The organism is Streptomyces sp. PTL18 (assembly GCF_059510295.1).
Window position 1 is genome coordinate 105,081 of sequence record NZ_JCAJZO010000001.1, and the last position, 16,593, is coordinate 121,673.

Genomic DNA, 16,593 nt, shown 5'->3' on the forward strand with positions numbered 1-16,593 from the left:
CGGAGCTTGGCCAGCGCCTCCGGCGCGACGCCGCCGGGCCTCGCGGTCCTGGCGGCGGGCAGTCGGCCGTCGTCGGCCTCCAACACCGCGGTCGCCAGAACGGCGACCGGGGCGGGCCGGGGATCGCGAAGGCTCCTGAGGTGTGCGAGAAGCGCGTCCGCGTCAGTGAGGGGCGGGTCCTCGGAGGTCGCATGACTGCGCCCGGGGGCCCAGCCGGCCGCCACTGCGACGGGGCCGGCGATCGAGCCAACCGTGGAAGAACCCGTCGCACCGTCCAAGCGATCGGTCACCCGACACGTTGTCCGACGTTCCCGCCATCGCCGCATCGCGCCGGAGGGGGCCGATCAGCGCGCACCGGCGTCGCGGACCTGTTCGGCGGAGCGGCGGCGGCAGGCGACGCCCCCGGACTCAGGCGCCGGCGGCCGTGACGACCGCGTCCGTGGCGAAGCCGAGGACAAGACCCAGCAGGATGCACCAGGTGGTCAGGGTCTTCAGCCCGGCCCTGCGGGCGACGGCCAGCAGTTCGATGACCACGTAGAGGATCGATCCGGCGGCGAGGCCGAGGAAGGCGATCGACAGGGTGTCGTCGACCAGGTGCTGGCCGACGAGCGTGCCCAGGAAGGTGGGGCCGCCGCCGATCAGGCCGAGCCACAGCAGGGTGAGCCAGGAGGGGCGTTCACCCTCGGCCGCCAGGGGGGCGACGATACCGAAGCCCTCGGTCGCGTTGTGCAGGCCGAACCCGATGATCAGCAGCAGGGCGAGGGAGAGTTCCCCCTTGGCGGCGGAGTTGCCGATGGCCAGGCCCTCGGCGAAGTTGTGCAGGCCGATACCGGTGGCGATCATCAACGCCAGGGAGCCGGCCTGGCTGCGGGTCTTGGGCGCCAGTTCGGCGGTGGCGGCCGCACCGGGTCCCGCGGGCCGCGCGGCGGCGGTCCGGCGGCGGGTCATCCAGGCGTCGTAGTGCACGAGCCCGGCGAGTCCGATCGTCAGGCCCGCGGCCAGGGTGCCGCCCCCGGAAGCGACCGTTCCCCACGCGTGCCGGCCCAGCGCCTCGTCGACCGGCTCCCAGGCGTGGGTGAGCACATCCCATACGAGGAAGGTCAGGATGCCGATGGCGACGGCGTTCAGACCCGCCTTGAGACGGGGCGTGGGCCTTCGTAGGCGGCCGATCGGGAGGCCGAGGTAGATGGTGAAGCCTGCGATCGCGCCGAGCAGGGCGGTGTTCGCGCTGGACATGGGAAGCTCCGGTCTGACGTGCGGGGACCCGCCGAACCTAAGCCAGGGAAGCCTTACCTAACAACTCGCCGAGCCCTCTTTCCGAGAAGCTTGGCCAGGTCGTTACCCAGGGGTGCCGCACACGCGGGTGCGCCGGGCCTGCTCGCACCCTCCGACAGAGGCCGGCGCGAACGGACGCGGCCGCATCCAGGGAATCGGAAGCACGAAGGTTCCACCCAATCGGATTGGCGATATTATGGCCCCGTGGGACCGGGTCACACTTCGCCGACGACCCTCGCCGCCGATGGCGGCGCCGCACCCACGCTGCTGCGGCCGCACGGCTGCGCCTTCCGACCCCTGGCCGCCAACGCTCCGGAACACGCCGCCAGCCAGGGCTTCCCCGGCCGACCACCCGCTATGGCGACCGTGGCCGGCCCGGCGTTCGGCATCGCCTCTCACGTCGTCGATCGTCCGGGATTCCTGACCCAGGGCTCGCTCTGATCTGATCGCGGTGGGGGTCGGTGCCCTGTCGGCGGCCATGGTCGGGTTCCCCGACCTGTTCGCGATTTCAGCCGGTACCCGGGCGTTTCGCACCGCGCTGGTCCACATGACGCTGAACCTGGCGGTGAACGCCGAGTACGCCACACCTTCCTGCGGCACCACGGCGAGCACGGCGACGTCGACAGCGTCGGCCCCGACAGGCTCGTCCTGTCCGCGGTCAGCCTCGCGGGCCGGGGGGCTCAAGCTTCCCTGCACGGCCGCCCGCGCCCCGGAGTGACCGTGCGGATCCCACGGACAGCCGCTGCGGGAAGTCTTCGATCAGGATTCGAGAAGCGCCGGTCGCCGCGGGGCACCTAGGGTGACCGTTCTGGGACGGCCCCCTCGACCTCGAGCCCCGCTCGGCGTCCGCCGGACAGGCGCCGGACGGGGCCGGACGGGGCCGGACGGGCGCCGGACGGGCGCCGGACCAGGCAGGCGGCGGACCGTTGCCGCGAACGCGCCGACAAAGAAAAACCAGAGGTTACGCTCGTCAGTCGATCTGACGCTTCCAGGCGACACCCCACGCAGACCGCGAAGGCGGCTCGCCCGACAGATGGAGACACCATGAACATGGCCACGAGGACGGACACACAGTCGTCCGCGCCACACGTCGCCGACAGCCACGATCTGATCCGCGTGCACGGCGCCCGCGAGAACAATCTCAAGGACGTCAGCGTGGAGATCCCCAAGCGTCGGCTGACGGTGTTCACGGGCGTCTCCGGCTCGGGCAAGAGCTCTCTGGTGTTCGACACGATCGCCGCGGAGTCGCAGCGACTGATCAACGAGACCTACAGCGCCTTCGTTCAGGGCTTCATGCCGACGCAGGCCCGGCCCGAGGTCGACGTGCTGGACGGGCTGACCACCGCGATCATCGTCGACCAGCAGCGGTTGGGTGCCGACCCGCGCTCCACGGTCGGCACCGCCACCGACGCCAACGCGATGCTGCGCATCCTCTTCAGCCGGCTCGGTCAGCCGCGCATCGGCTCACCCCAGGCGTTCTCCTTCAACGTCGCCTCGATCAGCGGAGCGGGTGCGGTCACGTTCGAGCGCGGCGGGAAGACCGTGAAGGAGCGGCGCGACTTCAGCATCACCGGCGGCATGTGCCCGCGCTGCGAAGGCCGGGGCACAGTCACCGACATCGACCTCACCCAGCTCTACGACGAGACCAAGTCGCTCACCGAGGGCGCGATCACCATCCCCGGCTACAACGCGGGCGGCTGGAACATGCGGCTCTACAAGGACTCGGGCCTCCTCGACGCGGACAAGCCGATCCGCGACTACTCCGAGACCGAGTTGCACGACTTCCTCCACCACGAGCCGACCAGGATGAAGATCGCCGGCATCAACATGACCTACGAGGGGCTGGTCCTCCGGGTCCGGAAGTCGTTCCTCGCCAAGGACAGGGAGGCGATGCAACCGCACATCCGGGCGTTCGTGGACCGGGCGGTCACGTTCACCGCCTGTCCCGACTGCGGCGGCACCCGGTTGAGCGAGACGGCCCGGTCGTCGAAGATCAGGGGGATCAGCATCGCCGACGCCTGTGCGATGCAGATCAGCGACCTGGCGGGGTGGGTCCGCGACCTGGACGAGCCGTCGGTGGCCCCGCTGCTCGCCAAGCTGCAGCACACCCTCGACTCGTTCGCGGAGATCGGCCTCGGCTATCTCTCGCTCGACCGGCCGTCGGGCACGCTGTCGGGTGGCGAGGCGCAGCGCGTCAAGATGATCCGCCACCTCGGGTCCTCGCTCACCGACGTCACCTACGTCTTCGACGAACCCACCACGGGCCTGCACCCCCATGACATCCAGCGGATGAACAACCTGTTGCTGCGGCTGCGGGACAAGGGCAACACGGTGCTCGTCGTGGAGCACAAGCCGGAAGTGATCGCGATCGCCGACCACGTCGTCGACCTCGGCCCCGGCGCCGGTACGGCGGGCGGCTCCGTCTGCTTCGAGGGCACCGTCGAGGGTCTGCGTGCCGGCGGCACGATCACCGGCCGCCATTTCGACGACCGTGCCGCACTCAAGGACACGGTGCGCAGGCCCACCGGCACTCTGCGGATCCGCGGTGCGAGTACGCACAACCTGCAGGGTGTCGACGTCGACATCCCCCTCGGGGTGCTGGCCGTCGTCACCGGCGTCGCCGGCTCCGGCAAGAGCTCCCTCGTCCACGGGTCGATCCCCGCCGGCGCGGGTGTGGTGTCGATCGACCAGAGCGTGATCCGCGGCTCCAGGCGGAGCAACCCCGCAACCTACACCGGCCTCCTCGACCCGATCCGCAAGGCCTTCGCGAAGGCCAACGGCGTGAAGCCGGCCCTGTTCAGCGCCAACTCAGAGGGTGCCTGCCCCACCTGCAACGGCGCCGGTGTCGTCTACACCGACCTGGCGATGATGGCCGGCGTCGCCACCACCTGCGAGGAGTGCGAGGGGAGGCGCTTCCAGGCGTCGGTGCTGGAGTATCACCTCGGTGGCCGCGACATCAGCGAGGTGCTGGCGATGTCGGTGGCCGAGGCCGAGGAGTTCTTCGGCGCCGGCGAGGCGCGCACGCCGGCCGCGCACGCCATACTCGGTCGGCTCGCCGAGGTCGGGCTCGGTTACCTGACCCTCGGGCAACCCCTCACCACGCTGTCCGGCGGCGAGCGGCAACGGCTCAAGCTGGCCACCCACATGGCTGAGAAGGGCGGCGTCTACGTCCTCGACGAGCCGACCGCCGGTCTGCATCTCGCCGATGTGGAGCAGCTGCTCGGTCTGCTCGACCGGCTCGTCGACTCCGGCAAGTCGGTCATCGTCGTCGAGCATCACCAGGCGGTCATGGCGCACGCCGACTGGATCATCGACCTCGGTCCCGGCGCCGGCCACGACGGCGGCCGGGTCGTCTTCGAGGGCACACCTGCTGACCTCGTCGCCGCGCGCTGCACCCTCACCGGCGAGCACCTCGCGGCCTACGTCGGCACCTGAGCGGGACCCTCGCGGACGCCGTCGTGAGCCGGTCATCGACGCTCCGGGAGGTGGCGCAAGGCATCACGTACGGCCGGGCTCTGCCAGCAACTCTGCGAGACGGTCCACGAATTCGGTGAGCCAGTCTCGTCGCGGCCCTCTGCGAGCCGTCCGAGATCCATGGCGTCGGCCCCAGAACGCGGCCTGCACGGCGTGGAACTGGGCCCAGCGCTCCACACGCGTGCGATCGACTTCCGCCGCCTCGGCGAAGACGTCCAGGACGCGGTGGACGGCATGACGCAGGTCGTCCACCGCGAGGAGCCGCGGGGCGCGGGACTTGAGCAGCGTGCCGCCGTCGTAAGCGGGGTCTCCCGCATACCCCTTGGGGTCGACGGCCAGCCAGGGTTCACGGTCGCCACGCAGGATGTTCCTGGCGTGGAGGTCGCCGTGAACGAGGACCTCCGGCTGGGCACGACCCAGGTCTCGGACAGTCGCCACAGCGGCGTCCACGGCATGACGCGGCACGGCGTGAGCAAACTCGACGGCATCCTTGAGCAGTTGCTCCTCCCAGACATCGGCCTGCTCCCGCAGCCGGGGCAGGCCGGGGGGCGCGGGGACCGCCAGGCGGCGATTGATCCGCCCGGCGACCGTCACCACCTCGTCCTCGTCCTCGACCTCCGCCAGGGTCCACGTGTGGGCCCGCTCGAGGAGCATCGCGAAGCCTTCGTCGTCGCGCTCGTGCAGCAGGACCGCTCCGCGCCCGCCCCAGGCCACGAACGCATCCGGCTCATGGACGTTGCCGGGATGAGGAAACGACACCTTCACCACCGCCGGGGCGCCGTCTTCCCGTCGGACCGGGACGATGATCCCGACGCCCCCGTGCATGACCTCACCGTCCAGCCCACATCCCCACCGCCGCAGCAACGCCTCCACCATCCCTGGGAGTTCGGCGATCCACGCCGCACCGGCCTCTCCCTCACGCTCCACCGTGGTCCGCGCGAACGCTTCCGGTACCTCGATCATTCGGGGAACCCTATGCGCCGCAACGACGCGGAGGCCACCAGCGAGTCACTGCTCGCGCGACTTCGGCGCCGGTCCCCAGGGACGGCGAGAGCTGACGTGCCGTCGGTCAGGGGCATCCTCTGCTTCGCCGCCCGGACCTCCACGGCGCGGCTCGGCGCACCGGCAGACAGAGGTCCGGTCAGGCGGTGCGATCGGCCAGCGCCACAAGGAATCGTGTTTCGGCGTCGTCCCGCCCCGCGCACACTCGGGGAACCGCGTTGACGGCGGCCAGGGCCCTGCACCATCGCAGTACACGATCGGGAGACTGGCCGGGAACCATCGTCGCCAGCTGCTCGATCCTCTGTTCCAGCACGGCGGTGCTCGTAACCCCTGCGAGCACCCAGTCCACTGCGTCGAAATCCGGGTCGCCCCACGCGGGCCTCGGATCGATCGCCACCATGCGTGCACCCGCGCCGGAGAGGACGTTGGCCGGGTGGAGATCACCGTGAACGAGTCCCACGGGTCCGCTGCCGGCCAGTTCCAGCGCTGCTTCCCGGGCCTGATCGAGCACCGCCGGGGCCAGCAGACCGTTCACACCCCCCGCCGCCATCCTGCGGCGGGTCAAGCCGAACAGGAAGTCGATGCGGTGTCCGAGAGGCCGCAGTACCGTGCGCTCCCCCGGCACGGGAGGAGCAAGTCTGAGGTCCCGCAGCAGCGCGGCGACCTCGGGCAGGTTCCAGGGGAGCTGCCGCACCGGAACTCCCGGCTCGACGTTCTCCAGTAGCAGAGCCCCGGCGGCGAGGTCTTCGGCCAGCAGAGTGACGACCGACGGCGTCTTCGCCCACGCCTGCAGGGCTTCGGCCTCCTCGCGGGCAATCGCCGGCTCGGGCGTGAGCTTCAGCCATACCGAAGCACCCGTGTCACGTGTCAAGCAGCGGAAGACCCGCGAGGTGCCTCCCCCGCCCGCCGCCACGACATCCAGACTCCAGTGAGCCGCGAGTTCGCTGACGAGAGCAGGCAACTCGTCGCACCACGGCAGCACCTCGGCTCCGAAGCGGACGACGAATCGTTCCCGGACCTCCGGCGCGACACGGACCAACTCCGTCAACACGTCCCCCAGGTTCTCGACGCGGTCCTTGCGCACCCTGTGAGCGCTCAGGGTACGCCGAGACGGTCCGCCTGAGCAGGCGAGCCTCCAGGAGCCGCACGTCCTGGGCCAGAAGAGAGAGACGAGGAAGTCACCCACTCCTCGCCACTCTCAACGTATAGCGCACCGGGGGGCTTGCGGCAAGGCACCCGTTGTGCCGCACAATCGCCCGCCTGGGCCGCAATCTGCAGAAATGGATGTCGCGAAGTGCGTGTGGTGTTGATGACCTATGGATCGCGCGGGGACGTCGAGCCGGTGGCGGGACTCGCCGTGGCGTTACGGGCGCTGGGCGCGGAGGCACGGGTGTGCGCGCCGCCGGACGAGGAGTTCGCCGAGTTGCTGGACCGTGTCGGTGTCCCGCTGGTGCCCTTCGGGCCGTCGGTGCGCGCGCTGGTCACCGGGGCGACGCCTCCGCCGCCGGAGGCCGCGTTCCGGCTCGCCCCCGAGTTGGTCGCCGCGCACTTCGACACGGTCGCCGCGGCGGCCGAGGGATCCGATGCCCTGGTGGCGACCGGCCTGATGCCGGCCGGAGCGCGCTCGGTGACCGAGAAGCTGGGCATCCGCTACGTGTTCGCGTGCTTCCATCCGTTCGGACTGCCGTCGCCGGTCTTCCCGCCGCCGCGGCGGCCGGGCCGCCCGTCCCCACCGGACGCCGACCACCGGACGCTGTGGGACCTGGACGCCGAGCGCGTGAACGCGCTGTACGGCGAGGCTCTCAACACCCACCGGGCGTCGATCGGCCTGGCACCGGTGGACATCGTGCGCGACCACGTCTTCACCGATCAGCCGTGGCTGGCGGCGGACCCGTCCCTGGGGCCGTGGCAGAAGATGACGTATCTGGACCTGGTGCAGACCGGGGCGTGGATCCTGCCGGACGAGCGCCGGTTGCCGGACCGACTCGTGGCGTTCCTCGATGCCGGCGAACCGCCGGTGTACGTGGGCTTCGGCAGCATGGCCATGCACGCCGCGCCGGACCTCGCCCGGGTGGCCGTCGAAGCGGTGCGCGCGCAGGGCCGCCGGGTGCTGGTCGGGCGCGGCTGGGCCGACCTGGCCCCGATCGACGACCGGGACGACTGCTTCGTCGTGGGTGAGGTCAACCACCAGGCACTGTTCCGGCGGGTGGCCGCCGTCGTGCACCACGGCGGCGCCGGCACCACCACCACCGCCGCCCGGGCCGGGGCGCCCCAGGTGGTGGTGCCCCAGATCGCAGACCAGCCGCACTGGGCCGGCCGCGTGGCCGACCTGGGCATCGGCGCGGCCCACGACGGCCCTGCTCCGACCCTCGAGTCCCTGTCGGCCGCGCTCAGGACGGCCCTCTGCCCCGGAACCGGCGCACGAGCGGCCGCCATGGCCGGCACCGTCCGCACCGACGGGGCGATGGCGGCCGCGAAGCTGCTGCTCGACGCGCCACCCGCACAAGGGCCGCCCGTGACCGCGTGAGCCGCGCCTGATCATCGAGCCAGGACCCACCACAGACCACCCGCACGCCCTCGTCACGCCGGCCCGGACTCCTTGCCGCGCGCAAGGTGACGCAAGGGGCCGCACATCGGAGCTGATGACGTGAACCCCCTGACCACCAGTGTTTTCGACCTTCCCGACCACCTCTCGGCCAAGGCCGACCCGGCGCTGATCGCCGAGGACGAACAGCATTTCGCGGTCATCGCGGAGTGCCTCGAACAGTCGGTGACCGAGCTGTCCGACCGCCTCGACGCCGAGCGCAGGGCGCCCGGTGGCCTGGGCCGGCAGGCGATGGACCGGGACGCGGAGATCCACCGGCTGACCGGTCGCCTGCGCACACTGCGCCGCTTCGGTCTGGACCTGTGCCTCGGACACATGGTCGGCGTGGACGACGCCGAGCGGATGTACGTCGGTCGGCTCGGCCTTACGGACAGCGCGGGCCGGCGGCTGCTGGTCGACTGGCGCTCCCCTGCGGCTGAGCCGTTCTTCGGCGCCACCCACGGCAACCCGATGGGCCTGGCCAGCCGCCGCAGGTACCGCTGGACCCGCGGCCGGATCAGCGACTACTGGGACGAGGTGTTCACCCCGGACGGTCTTGCGGGGCACGCGGCGCTCGACGACCAGTCAGCCTTCATCGCCAGTCTGGGCGACGACCGGTCGTCCCGTATGCGGGATGTGCTCGCCACCATCCAGGCCGACCAGGACGCCGTCATCCGCGCGGGATCCGAAGGCGCCCTCGTCGTCGACGGCGGTCCGGGCACGGGCAAGACCGTCGTCGCTCTGCACCGGGCCGCCTACCTCCTCCACTCCGACCCCCGCCTCGGGCACCGCCGGGGCGGCGTGCTGTTCGTCGGTCCGCACCGGCCCTACCTCGCCTACGTCTCCGACGTCCTTCCCAGCCTCGGAGAGGAGGGTGTGCAGACCTGCACCCTGCGGGACCTCGTGGTGGAGGGAGCGGAAGCAAAAACCGAGGCCGACCCGGAGGTGACCCGCCTGAAGTCGACCGCGGACATGGTCGAGGCGATCGAGAGGGCCGTCAGCTTCTACGAGGAGCCGCCTGCCGGGGGAATGACGGTCACGACCCCCTGGTCCGACATCCGGCTGAGCGCGGACGACTGGGCCGTGGCGTTCGACGCGGCAGAACCCGGAACTCCGCACAACGAGGCGCGCGACCAGGTCTGGGAGGAGCTGCTCACGACCCTGGTGGACAAGCACGACGGCGACGCCTCGGCCGGTCTGCTGCGCAGGTCGCTGACGCAGAACAGGGAGTTGCTGACCGCGTTCAACCGTGCATGGCCGCTTCTCGAGGCGGCTGACCTCGTCTCAGACCTCTGGTCGGTACCCGCCTACCTGCGGATGTGCGCTCCCTGGCTCAGCCGCGACGACGTTCGCAAGCTGCAACGCGAGGACGCCCAGGCCTGGACGGTGTCCGACCTGCCGCTCCTGGACGCGGCACGACAGCGGCTCGGCGACCCGGAGGCGTCGCGCCGCAGGCGGCGGCACGCGGCCTCTGCCGCCGCCGAACGCGAGCGCGTGCGCGACGTCATCGACAACGTGCTCGCGGCCGATGACGACGGCGAAGGGGCGGTGACGATGCTGCGCGGACAGGACCTGCAGGACACGCTGGTCGACGCCTCCGCTCTGCCCGGCGCCGAACCGGACCTGCTCGCCGGCCCGTTCGCGCACATCGTCGTGGACGAGGCTCAGGAACTGACCGACGCCGAGTGGCAGATGCTGCTGCTGCGCTGCCCGTCCCGGAGTTTCACCATTGTCGGGGATCGTGCCCAGGCCAGGCACGGGTTCGCGGAGTCGTGGCAGCAACGGCTCGAGAGGGTGGGGCTGAACCGGATCCGCCTCGCCTCCCTGAGCATCAACTACCGGACGCCGGAGGAGATCATGGCGGAGGCCGAGCCGGTCATCCGGGCCGTGGTGCCGGACGCCAACGTGCCGACCTCCATCCGCAGCAGCGGCGTCCCCGTCGTCCACGGGTCCGTCTCGGATCTGGGCTCCGTCCTCGGCACCTGGCTCGCTGCACACGCCGACGGGATCGCCTGTGTGATCGGTGATCCCGCGTTCCGGGAGAGGCCCCGCGTCCGGTCGCTGACGCCTGAGCTGTCCAAGGGGCTCGAGTTCGACCTGGTCGTCCTGGTCGAGCCGGAGCGGTTCGGCAGGGGCGTCGAAGGGGCGGTCGACCGCTATGTCGCCTCGACCCGGGCGACCCGGCAACTCGTCGTCCTCACGCGCCCCTGACGGACCTGCCGGCGGCGGGGTGCCCGCGCCGTTGGAGCTGTCCGGCCGCCGTTCGGAGCACCGGCCGCCCCCCTTCGGGTGAATGCCGGACGACCCGCGAGCAGCGGCCCGGGGCGCAGGGGTACGGCGTCTCCGGGCAGCAGACGATCCCCGGAACTCATGAGGAGAGCAGCCGTGTACGCAGCCGTCAGACGGTACGAAGGGGTGACCGATCCGGCCGAGGCAGGGCGTAGGGTGAGCGAGGGCTTCGTGCCGCTCATTCGCCGGATCCCCGGTCTTCTCGCCTACTACTGGGTCGACGCCGGAAACGGAGTGATGGTCTCGACCACTGTCTTCGAGAGCGCGGCGGGAGCCGAGGAGTCGATCGAGAAGGCGGCGGTCTTCGTACGGGACAACCTCGCGTCGCTGCTCCCCAACCCTCCCGAGGTCATGTCCGGGCACGTCGTGGCTTCCGCATAGCAGGGACGGGCCCATGGCCTCGTGGACGAGTGACCCTCGACGAAGAGGCCCGATGGCCGGCGACACTGCGTCCGTCAAGCGTGCATGCGGTCCGGGCCGGCCGCCCGGACGCGGCATCGCCGGCGCGACGGCCCACCGCGTTCTCTCCCGCAGTGACCGTTGCGACGCCCCACCGCGTTCTCTCCCGCAGTGACTGTTGTCCATGGCCCGGACGCAACGACGGCGCGCCGCGGGAGCGGCGCGCCACCGCGTCAGCGGGCGGTGCCGAAGTCCTGCGTCCAGTAGGAGCCGGGCTGCGCGAGGCCCACGCCGATCTCCTTGAATCCGCAGTCGAGGATGTTCTGCTTGTGCCCCGGGCTGGCCATCCAGGCCGCCATCACGCTCTCCGGGGTGCTGTAGCCGTAGGCGATGTTCTCGCCGTACGAGCTCCAGGAATATCCGGCGGCGGTGATCCGGTCACCGGGGGACGAGCCGTCGGAGCCGGTGTGGGACATGGTGCGGTGGGCGGCCATGTCGGCGCTGTGCTGCTGAGCCGCCGTCGTCAGCTTCGAGTTGACGGTCAGCGGTGCACAACCTGCCTTTGCCCGCTCGCTGTTGACCAGTGCGACGACGCGCGCCGTGGCGGAGCTCGGAGGGGTGGACGCCGGGGCGCTGGAGGCCGGGGCGCTGGAGGCCGGGGCGCTGGAGCCCGTGGGCCGGGTGGCGGGGGCGGTGGTCGCCGAAGGGCTCGGGGTGGCCCGGGGTGCCGGGCTCCGCGTCGCCTTCGTCCACTGCCAGTGCGCGGCTTTGTGGGAGCCTTTGTGCCAGTGATGGTGGGAACGGTGCGTGTCCGGCCGTCCGTCGTGGGAATCCACGCAGGCCATGGCGATGGACGGAACGCCCACGGCGGCGATGGCGACGGCGGCTATGACTGCCTTTCGGTGGTGCAATGTCCTGCGGTGCTTGCTCACGCGACCGTCCTCACTGGGTATTTGGCATCGCTGTCTCGCAGCACCCCGGCATTTGCGGCGCATGACAATTCCACGTGCGGAAAGCACGCGCCATGCTCTGCATTCAGCGCCAATCCCCACCGACAGCACGGGATCCGGCGCAGAAGACGCCGGGACGTCCTGCGGCCCGGTCATTCTCGGAAGGCCGGGAACCAGGGGCAACGGGCACCTGGTACTAGCCTCTTTCGTAGGAGGGCGGGACTCTTGTCAGGTATCGACGGGCACGGTAAATCCCGCTCCGCGCTTTCCCGGCCCTCCATGAGGCCGTCAGAAAAGCGGCAAAGGAAGGCGAGCGCGCGACGGGCGATTGATCGGCGAACCCGCGCATCCCCGGCGAAGAATGTCCCGTTGGCGGCACATGAACACCAAATGGGAAGGAGGCGGTGAACTACTAGGCCCCGCCGTACGAAAGAAGTCGGCCATGACAAGAGTCACACCGCCGGCGTCGGAGCGACCGGGGTCGCGTGCACGCCGGATGCCCGGCCCGGCCGCCCGCGGTCGGCGGGTGCGCCGCGGGCGGGGGTCGGTGGTGGGCTGCGGACTACCGAGTGAACCGGACGGGGAGGTTTCGCGGACCGCGGATCAGCATTCCCGGGCGCCAGGTGATCGCTGCCGGATGGATGTCCAGAGCCAGGTCGGCGCAGCGCTCCAGGAGCGTCCCGATGGCGATGCGCGCCTCCAGGCGGGCCAGCGGCGCCCCCAGGCAGTAGTGGATGCCGTGACCGAAAGCCACATGGCCGCGGGCGTCACGGGAGATGTCGAAGCGGTCGGGTGAGGGGAAGCGGGCGGGGTCACGATTGGCATCGGCCAGGGCGACGAGGACGAGTTCGCCTCCGCCGGGGACGACTGTGTCGCCGATCGTCACCGGCTCGGTGGTGAAGCGGTACGTGGGGGTCTCCACCGGGCCGTCGTAGCGCAGCATCTCCTCGACGGCGGCGTCGATGAGGGACGGGTCGGCGCGCAGGGCGGCCAGCTGCTCGGGATGGGTGAGCAGCGCGAGGACGCCGTTGGAGATGAGGTTCACGGTGGTCTCATGGCCCGCGACGAGCAGGAGCCAGGCCATGCCGAGGAGCTCGCTGCGGGACAGCTTGTCGCCGTCGTCGTCCGAGCCGTGGATCAGCGCGCTCATGAGGTCGTCGCCGGGCCGCTGCCGCTTGCCCTCCACCAATTCGGCCAGGTAGCGCGCCATCGCGTGGGCCGCGGCTTCGCGGTCCTCGGGGGCGGTGGCGCCGAGCGCGTCGTTGGACCACCTCCTGAAAGAGTCACGGTCCAGATCCGGCACGCCGAGAAGTTCGCAGATCACGGAGATGGGCAGCGGGAAGGACAGGGCCTCGACGAGGTCGGCGCGACCGTCGGGGACGGCGAGCATGCGGTCCAGGAGCACGTCGGTGGTCTTCTGGATGCGCGGCGCGAGTTCCTCCACCCGGCGCGCGGTGAACTGGCGGGCGACCAGTTTGCGCAGCCGGGTGTGGTCCGGCGGGTCGGCCCTGAGCATGTGAGGGCCGGCCGAGACGGAGCCCAGCGGAAGCGAGGGGGACGCTTTGCTCCAGTCCTTGGAGAGCCTGGAGTCCGCCAGCGCCGCCCGTCCGGCCTCGTGTCCGACGACGAGCCAGGCCTCCGCGCCCCCTTCCGGCATCCGGATGCGGTGCACCGGGCCCTGGGCCCGTAAGCGGGCGTAGACGGTGTACGGGTCACGGGTGAAGGACTCGCCGAGCGCGGCGAGGTCAACGATGCTCATCGGGGTACCACCTCACGGGCAGGACGGATGCCGGCCGGGCAACGTACCGGTAACGCCGCCGGGCGGAAGGGAGTTGGGCAGCTGGAGCGTCCGCCTTCAGAGTGACGGGTCCGCCCTGGCCGAGCCATACCCGCATGCAGCCCCGGCCGCCCGATCGGCTCGAACAGGACCATTCGCGATTACTTCGGAGTCACGGGAAAGACCATGCAGCTGCTGGTGGCGTGGGCGAGCAGGCGGTCCTCGGAGTCGAACAGCTCCGCCTGGGCGAGGGCGGTACGGCGGCCGTGGTGGAGGACGGTGCCGACAGCGCGGACCTTGCCCGTGTCGACGGTCATCGGGCGCAGGAACTTCAGATTCAGGTCGAGCGAGGTGTATCCGGTACCCGCCGGAAGGACGGACTGCACGGCACAACCGGCGGCCGAGTCCAGCAGGGTGGCGTACACGCCGCCGTGGACGCTGCCGATGGGGTTGTAGTGCTCCTCCCCCGGCTCCAGGGCGAAGACGGCGCGGCCGAACTCGACCTGCTCCAGAGTGAAGCCGAGAGTCGCGGCGATGGGCGCGGCAGGCAGACGCCCGCCGAGCACGTCCCGGAGGAAGTCGAGACCGCTCTCCCGCCCGACGGCGGCCGCGGAGACGCCCGGATCCCTCCACTCGAACGTGCGTGACCTCGTCATGGGCGTTCCCTTCCCCCTCCGCCGGCTCCTGAATCGGAAGCTAGCCGGCTCCAGACCTGGCTGTCAATCCCGAAGCCAGCCTACGATGGCCCCATGACCTGGCTGGAGACCAGCACCGAGAACTGCACGGTGCAGCGCACCCTGGACCTGATCGGCGAGAAATGGTCGCTGCTGGTGTTGCGCGACGCCATGAACGGCGTGCGCCGCTTCGACGACTTCCGCCGCCATGTGGGGCTGTCAGATGCGGTGCTGTCGGACCGGCTGCGCAAACTGGTCGCGGCCGGGATCCTGGACACCGTCCCGTACCGCGAGCCGGGTCACCGCACCCGCCACGAGTACCGGCTCACCCGCAAGGGCTGGGATCTGTGGCCCGTGATGATCGCACTCAAGCAGTGGGGCGACCGCTACACCGCGGACCCGGAGGGACCGCCCCTGGAGGTCCACCACCGGGACTGCGGCGAACGGCTGGAAGCCGTCGTCGTCTGCGCAGGTGATCATGGGCCCCTCAGCCCTCGACAGGCCTGTACGCGGCCCGGCGCCTCGGCGCGCACGTCGGGCCTGAGCGGCCCCCGGCCGAGCACCGCAGCCGGCGATGCGGCGCGCCAATAGGTAGACAGGCAGGCAGGTCGACAGGCCAAGGACGTCGGTCGACCGAGGTTGAGGAAAACGGCCCCCGCCCCGGTGCCGCCACGGCGCCTGCGCGACCCTGCGGAAGAGCCCGCCCGTGACGTCCACGCCCACGACCGAGCCGTTGCCGTCGCGACCGAAGAAGCCGCGCTACCCCTTCAGGCCGACTTCGGTGACGATGTACTCGTCGTACTCGTCGCCGTCGCCGGGCAGGAAGCCGATCGCGGCCGGCGGATGGTCCGGGGGCATGTCGGGCTCCGACGCCGCCCGGCCGACCGGATCCGCACATGACGGCAGGGCCCGGGCATGTCGCCCCGGCCCTGCGGCTGTGACCGGCGAAGGGAGGTCCCTCGGATCAGCTCTTGAGCTCCTTGCGTTCACCGCCGCCACTGACGGCGATCTTCCGGGGCTTGGCCTGGTCGGCGACCGGAATCCGCAGCTTGAGGACACCCGCCTCGTAGGAGGCGTCGATCCGCTCGGTGTCCAGGGTCTCGCCGAGGAACAACTGCCGGCTGAACGTCCCCGCGGGGCGCTCGGTGATCACCGTTTCACTGCCCTCGCCGTACGCCGGCGTGCGCTCGGCCCGCACGGTCAGGACGTTGCGCTCGACGTCGAGGTCGATCGACTCCGGCGTCACACCCGGCAGATCCAGTTCCACGCAGAACGTGTCACCCTCCCGCCAGGCGTCCATCGGCATACCGGCAGGCCGGGCGGCCGTGCCCCAGAGCCGTTCGGCGAGCCGGTCAAACTCGCGGAAGGGATCCGTCCGCATCAGCATCTTCACCCCTCCTTCGTCCGTACTCCTGCTTTTCCCTTCTGCTGCTCTACTTCCGATATACCGCATTTGCCGGAAAGTTGACACCTGTCCGCTCAACTTTTTCTCCGGCGGAACGGCGCCCCCGGCAGACATGTCACCGGCCTCCCGGAGAGCGCAACCAGAACTAGTCCACCGGGTGACCGGGATTGATGTCGAGGGCGTCACCCAGCCGCAGCAAGGGGCCGTCGGCCCGGCGGCCGCACCGCACGGGTTCGAGGACGAAGCCGACGTGATCGCCCCCGTCGACGCACCGCTCGACGGTGCCGACGAACCAGGCCGCCGCCTCCTCCAGGACGATCGCCCCGCCGTACCCTCTCGTCCAGCGCACCTGCGAGAACTTGTCGACCTGGTCACCGGTCTCCCCGCCGAACAGGGCCGCCAGCCTGTGCTGGTCGCCGGTCAGCAGATGGACGGCGAGCTGTCCGGCGCCGCGGGCCACCCCGTAGGTGTGGTTGACCTTGGACAGCCACACCACGAACCGCACCGGCCGGAGGGAGCACTGCGAGGAGAATCCGACCAGGCACCCCGACCGCTCCTCACCCGCCGCGGCCGTGACGACGCACATCTCGGGGTTCAGCCTGCTCATGAACGCGTCGATGTCCGTCATGCGCCCTCACTCCCGTCCGCTGCGCCCGTCCGCCCGCCGCCCGGCGCGAGGTCACTGCCCGGGTGCCCCTGTTTTCCCCCGACTCACAGGCCTGTCCCGGTCGCGGCCCCCGGCCCGGGCCCGCCCGCCCGGCTGT

Annotated in this window: 14 protein-coding genes; 6 read left to right on the top strand and 8 right to left on the bottom strand. The window is 70.9% G+C overall.

The window, feature by feature from the left end; genetic code table 11:
• Positions 1-408 precede the first annotated feature (408 nt).
• Complete coding sequence (locus AC5WS8_RS00535; RefSeq protein ID WP_496101222.1) at positions 409-1,236, bottom strand: ZIP family metal transporter; 828 nt, start codon at positions 1,234-1,236, stop codon at positions 409-411.
• A 243-nt stretch (positions 1,237-1,479) separates the two neighbouring features.
• Between AC5WS8_RS00535 and AC5WS8_RS00540 the strand changes: the two genes are divergently transcribed.
• A complete protein-coding gene (locus tag AC5WS8_RS00540) occupies positions 1,480-1,716 on the top strand; it encodes a hypothetical protein (RefSeq protein ID WP_496101223.1) in 237 nt (78 codons plus the stop codon).
• Between the two features lie 603 nt (positions 1,717-2,319).
• The gene (locus AC5WS8_RS00545; RefSeq protein ID WP_496101224.1) at positions 2,320-4,710 is read left to right on the top strand and encodes an ATP-binding cassette domain-containing protein; all 2,391 of its coding nucleotides are present in this window, start codon (positions 2,320-2,322) and stop codon (positions 4,708-4,710) included.
• Positions 4,711-4,773: 63 nt separating this feature from the next.
• On the opposite strand, the gene AC5WS8_RS00550 is transcribed toward AC5WS8_RS00545, so the two are convergent.
• Together AC5WS8_RS00550 and AC5WS8_RS00555 are read right to left on the bottom strand one after the other, a co-directional pair.
• Positions 4,774-5,712 carry an aminoglycoside phosphotransferase family protein gene (locus AC5WS8_RS00550; protein WP_496101225.1) on the bottom strand — a complete coding sequence of 313 codons (939 nt, stop codon included), beginning with the start codon at positions 5,710-5,712 and terminating at the stop codon, positions 4,774-4,776.
• Positions 5,713-5,890: 178 nt separating this feature from the next.
• Positions 5,891-6,835, bottom strand: coding sequence for an aminoglycoside phosphotransferase family protein (locus AC5WS8_RS00555; protein WP_496101226.1), 945 nt, complete (start codon positions 6,833-6,835; stop codon positions 5,891-5,893).
• A gap of 210 nt (positions 6,836-7,045) precedes the next feature.
• Between AC5WS8_RS00555 and AC5WS8_RS00560 the strand changes: the two genes are divergently transcribed.
• The 3 genes from AC5WS8_RS00560 to AC5WS8_RS00570 all read left to right on the top strand — a co-directional run bounded on the left by AC5WS8_RS00560 (position 7,046) and on the right by AC5WS8_RS00570 (position 11,005).
• Positions 7,046-8,278, top strand: a complete 1,233-nt coding sequence (locus AC5WS8_RS00560) for a glycosyltransferase (protein WP_496101227.1) — start codon at positions 7,046-7,048, stop codon at positions 8,276-8,278.
• A gap of 120 nt (positions 8,279-8,398) precedes the next feature.
• Positions 8,399-10,546 (top strand): RNA polymerase recycling motor ATPase HelR, encoded by a 2,148-nt coding sequence (gene helR, locus AC5WS8_RS00565; protein ID WP_496101228.1) that lies wholly within the window; start codon positions 8,399-8,401, stop codon positions 10,544-10,546.
• 174 nt (positions 10,547-10,720) lie between these two features.
• Positions 10,721-11,005: a hypothetical protein gene (locus AC5WS8_RS00570; RefSeq protein WP_496101229.1), complete on the top strand. Its 285-nt coding sequence runs from the start codon at positions 10,721-10,723 to the stop codon at positions 11,003-11,005.
• 251 nt (positions 11,006-11,256) lie between these two features.
• On the opposite strand, the gene AC5WS8_RS00575 is transcribed toward AC5WS8_RS00570, so the two are convergent.
• The 3 genes from AC5WS8_RS00575 to AC5WS8_RS00585 all read right to left on the bottom strand — a co-directional run bounded on the left by AC5WS8_RS00575 (position 11,257) and on the right by AC5WS8_RS00585 (position 14,406).
• On the bottom strand, positions 11,257-11,955 hold the full coding sequence (locus AC5WS8_RS00575; RefSeq protein WP_496101230.1) for a CAP domain-containing protein: 699 nt from the start codon (positions 11,953-11,955) through the stop codon (positions 11,257-11,259).
• Positions 11,956-12,535: 580 nt separating this feature from the next.
• Complete coding sequence (locus AC5WS8_RS00580; RefSeq protein ID WP_496101231.1) at positions 12,536-13,732, bottom strand: cytochrome P450 family protein; 1,197 nt, start codon at positions 13,730-13,732, stop codon at positions 12,536-12,538.
• Positions 13,733-13,911: 179 nt separating this feature from the next.
• Positions 13,912-14,406 carry a PaaI family thioesterase gene (locus AC5WS8_RS00585; protein ID WP_496101232.1) on the bottom strand — a complete coding sequence of 165 codons (495 nt, stop codon included), beginning with the start codon at positions 14,404-14,406 and terminating at the stop codon, positions 13,912-13,914.
• 93 nt (positions 14,407-14,499) lie between these two features.
• Here AC5WS8_RS00585 and AC5WS8_RS00590 point away from each other — a divergent pair, with 93 nt between their 5' ends.
• Positions 14,500-15,015 carry a winged helix-turn-helix transcriptional regulator gene (locus tag AC5WS8_RS00590; protein WP_496101233.1) on the top strand — a complete coding sequence of 172 codons (516 nt, stop codon included), beginning with the start codon at positions 14,500-14,502 and terminating at the stop codon, positions 15,013-15,015.
• A gap of 373 nt (positions 15,016-15,388) precedes the next feature.
• Here AC5WS8_RS00590 and AC5WS8_RS00595 read toward each other — a convergent pair whose 3' ends face one another.
• Together AC5WS8_RS00595 and AC5WS8_RS00600 are read right to left on the bottom strand one after the other, a co-directional pair.
• Positions 15,389-15,811, bottom strand: coding sequence for an Hsp20/alpha crystallin family protein (locus tag AC5WS8_RS00595; RefSeq protein ID WP_496101234.1), 423 nt, complete (start codon positions 15,809-15,811; stop codon positions 15,389-15,391).
• Between the two features lie 163 nt (positions 15,812-15,974).
• Entirely contained in the window at positions 15,975-16,457 is a 483-nt protein-coding gene (locus AC5WS8_RS00600; RefSeq protein WP_496101235.1) for a flavin reductase family protein, read from the bottom strand.
• Positions 16,458-16,593: the final 136 nt, after the last annotated feature.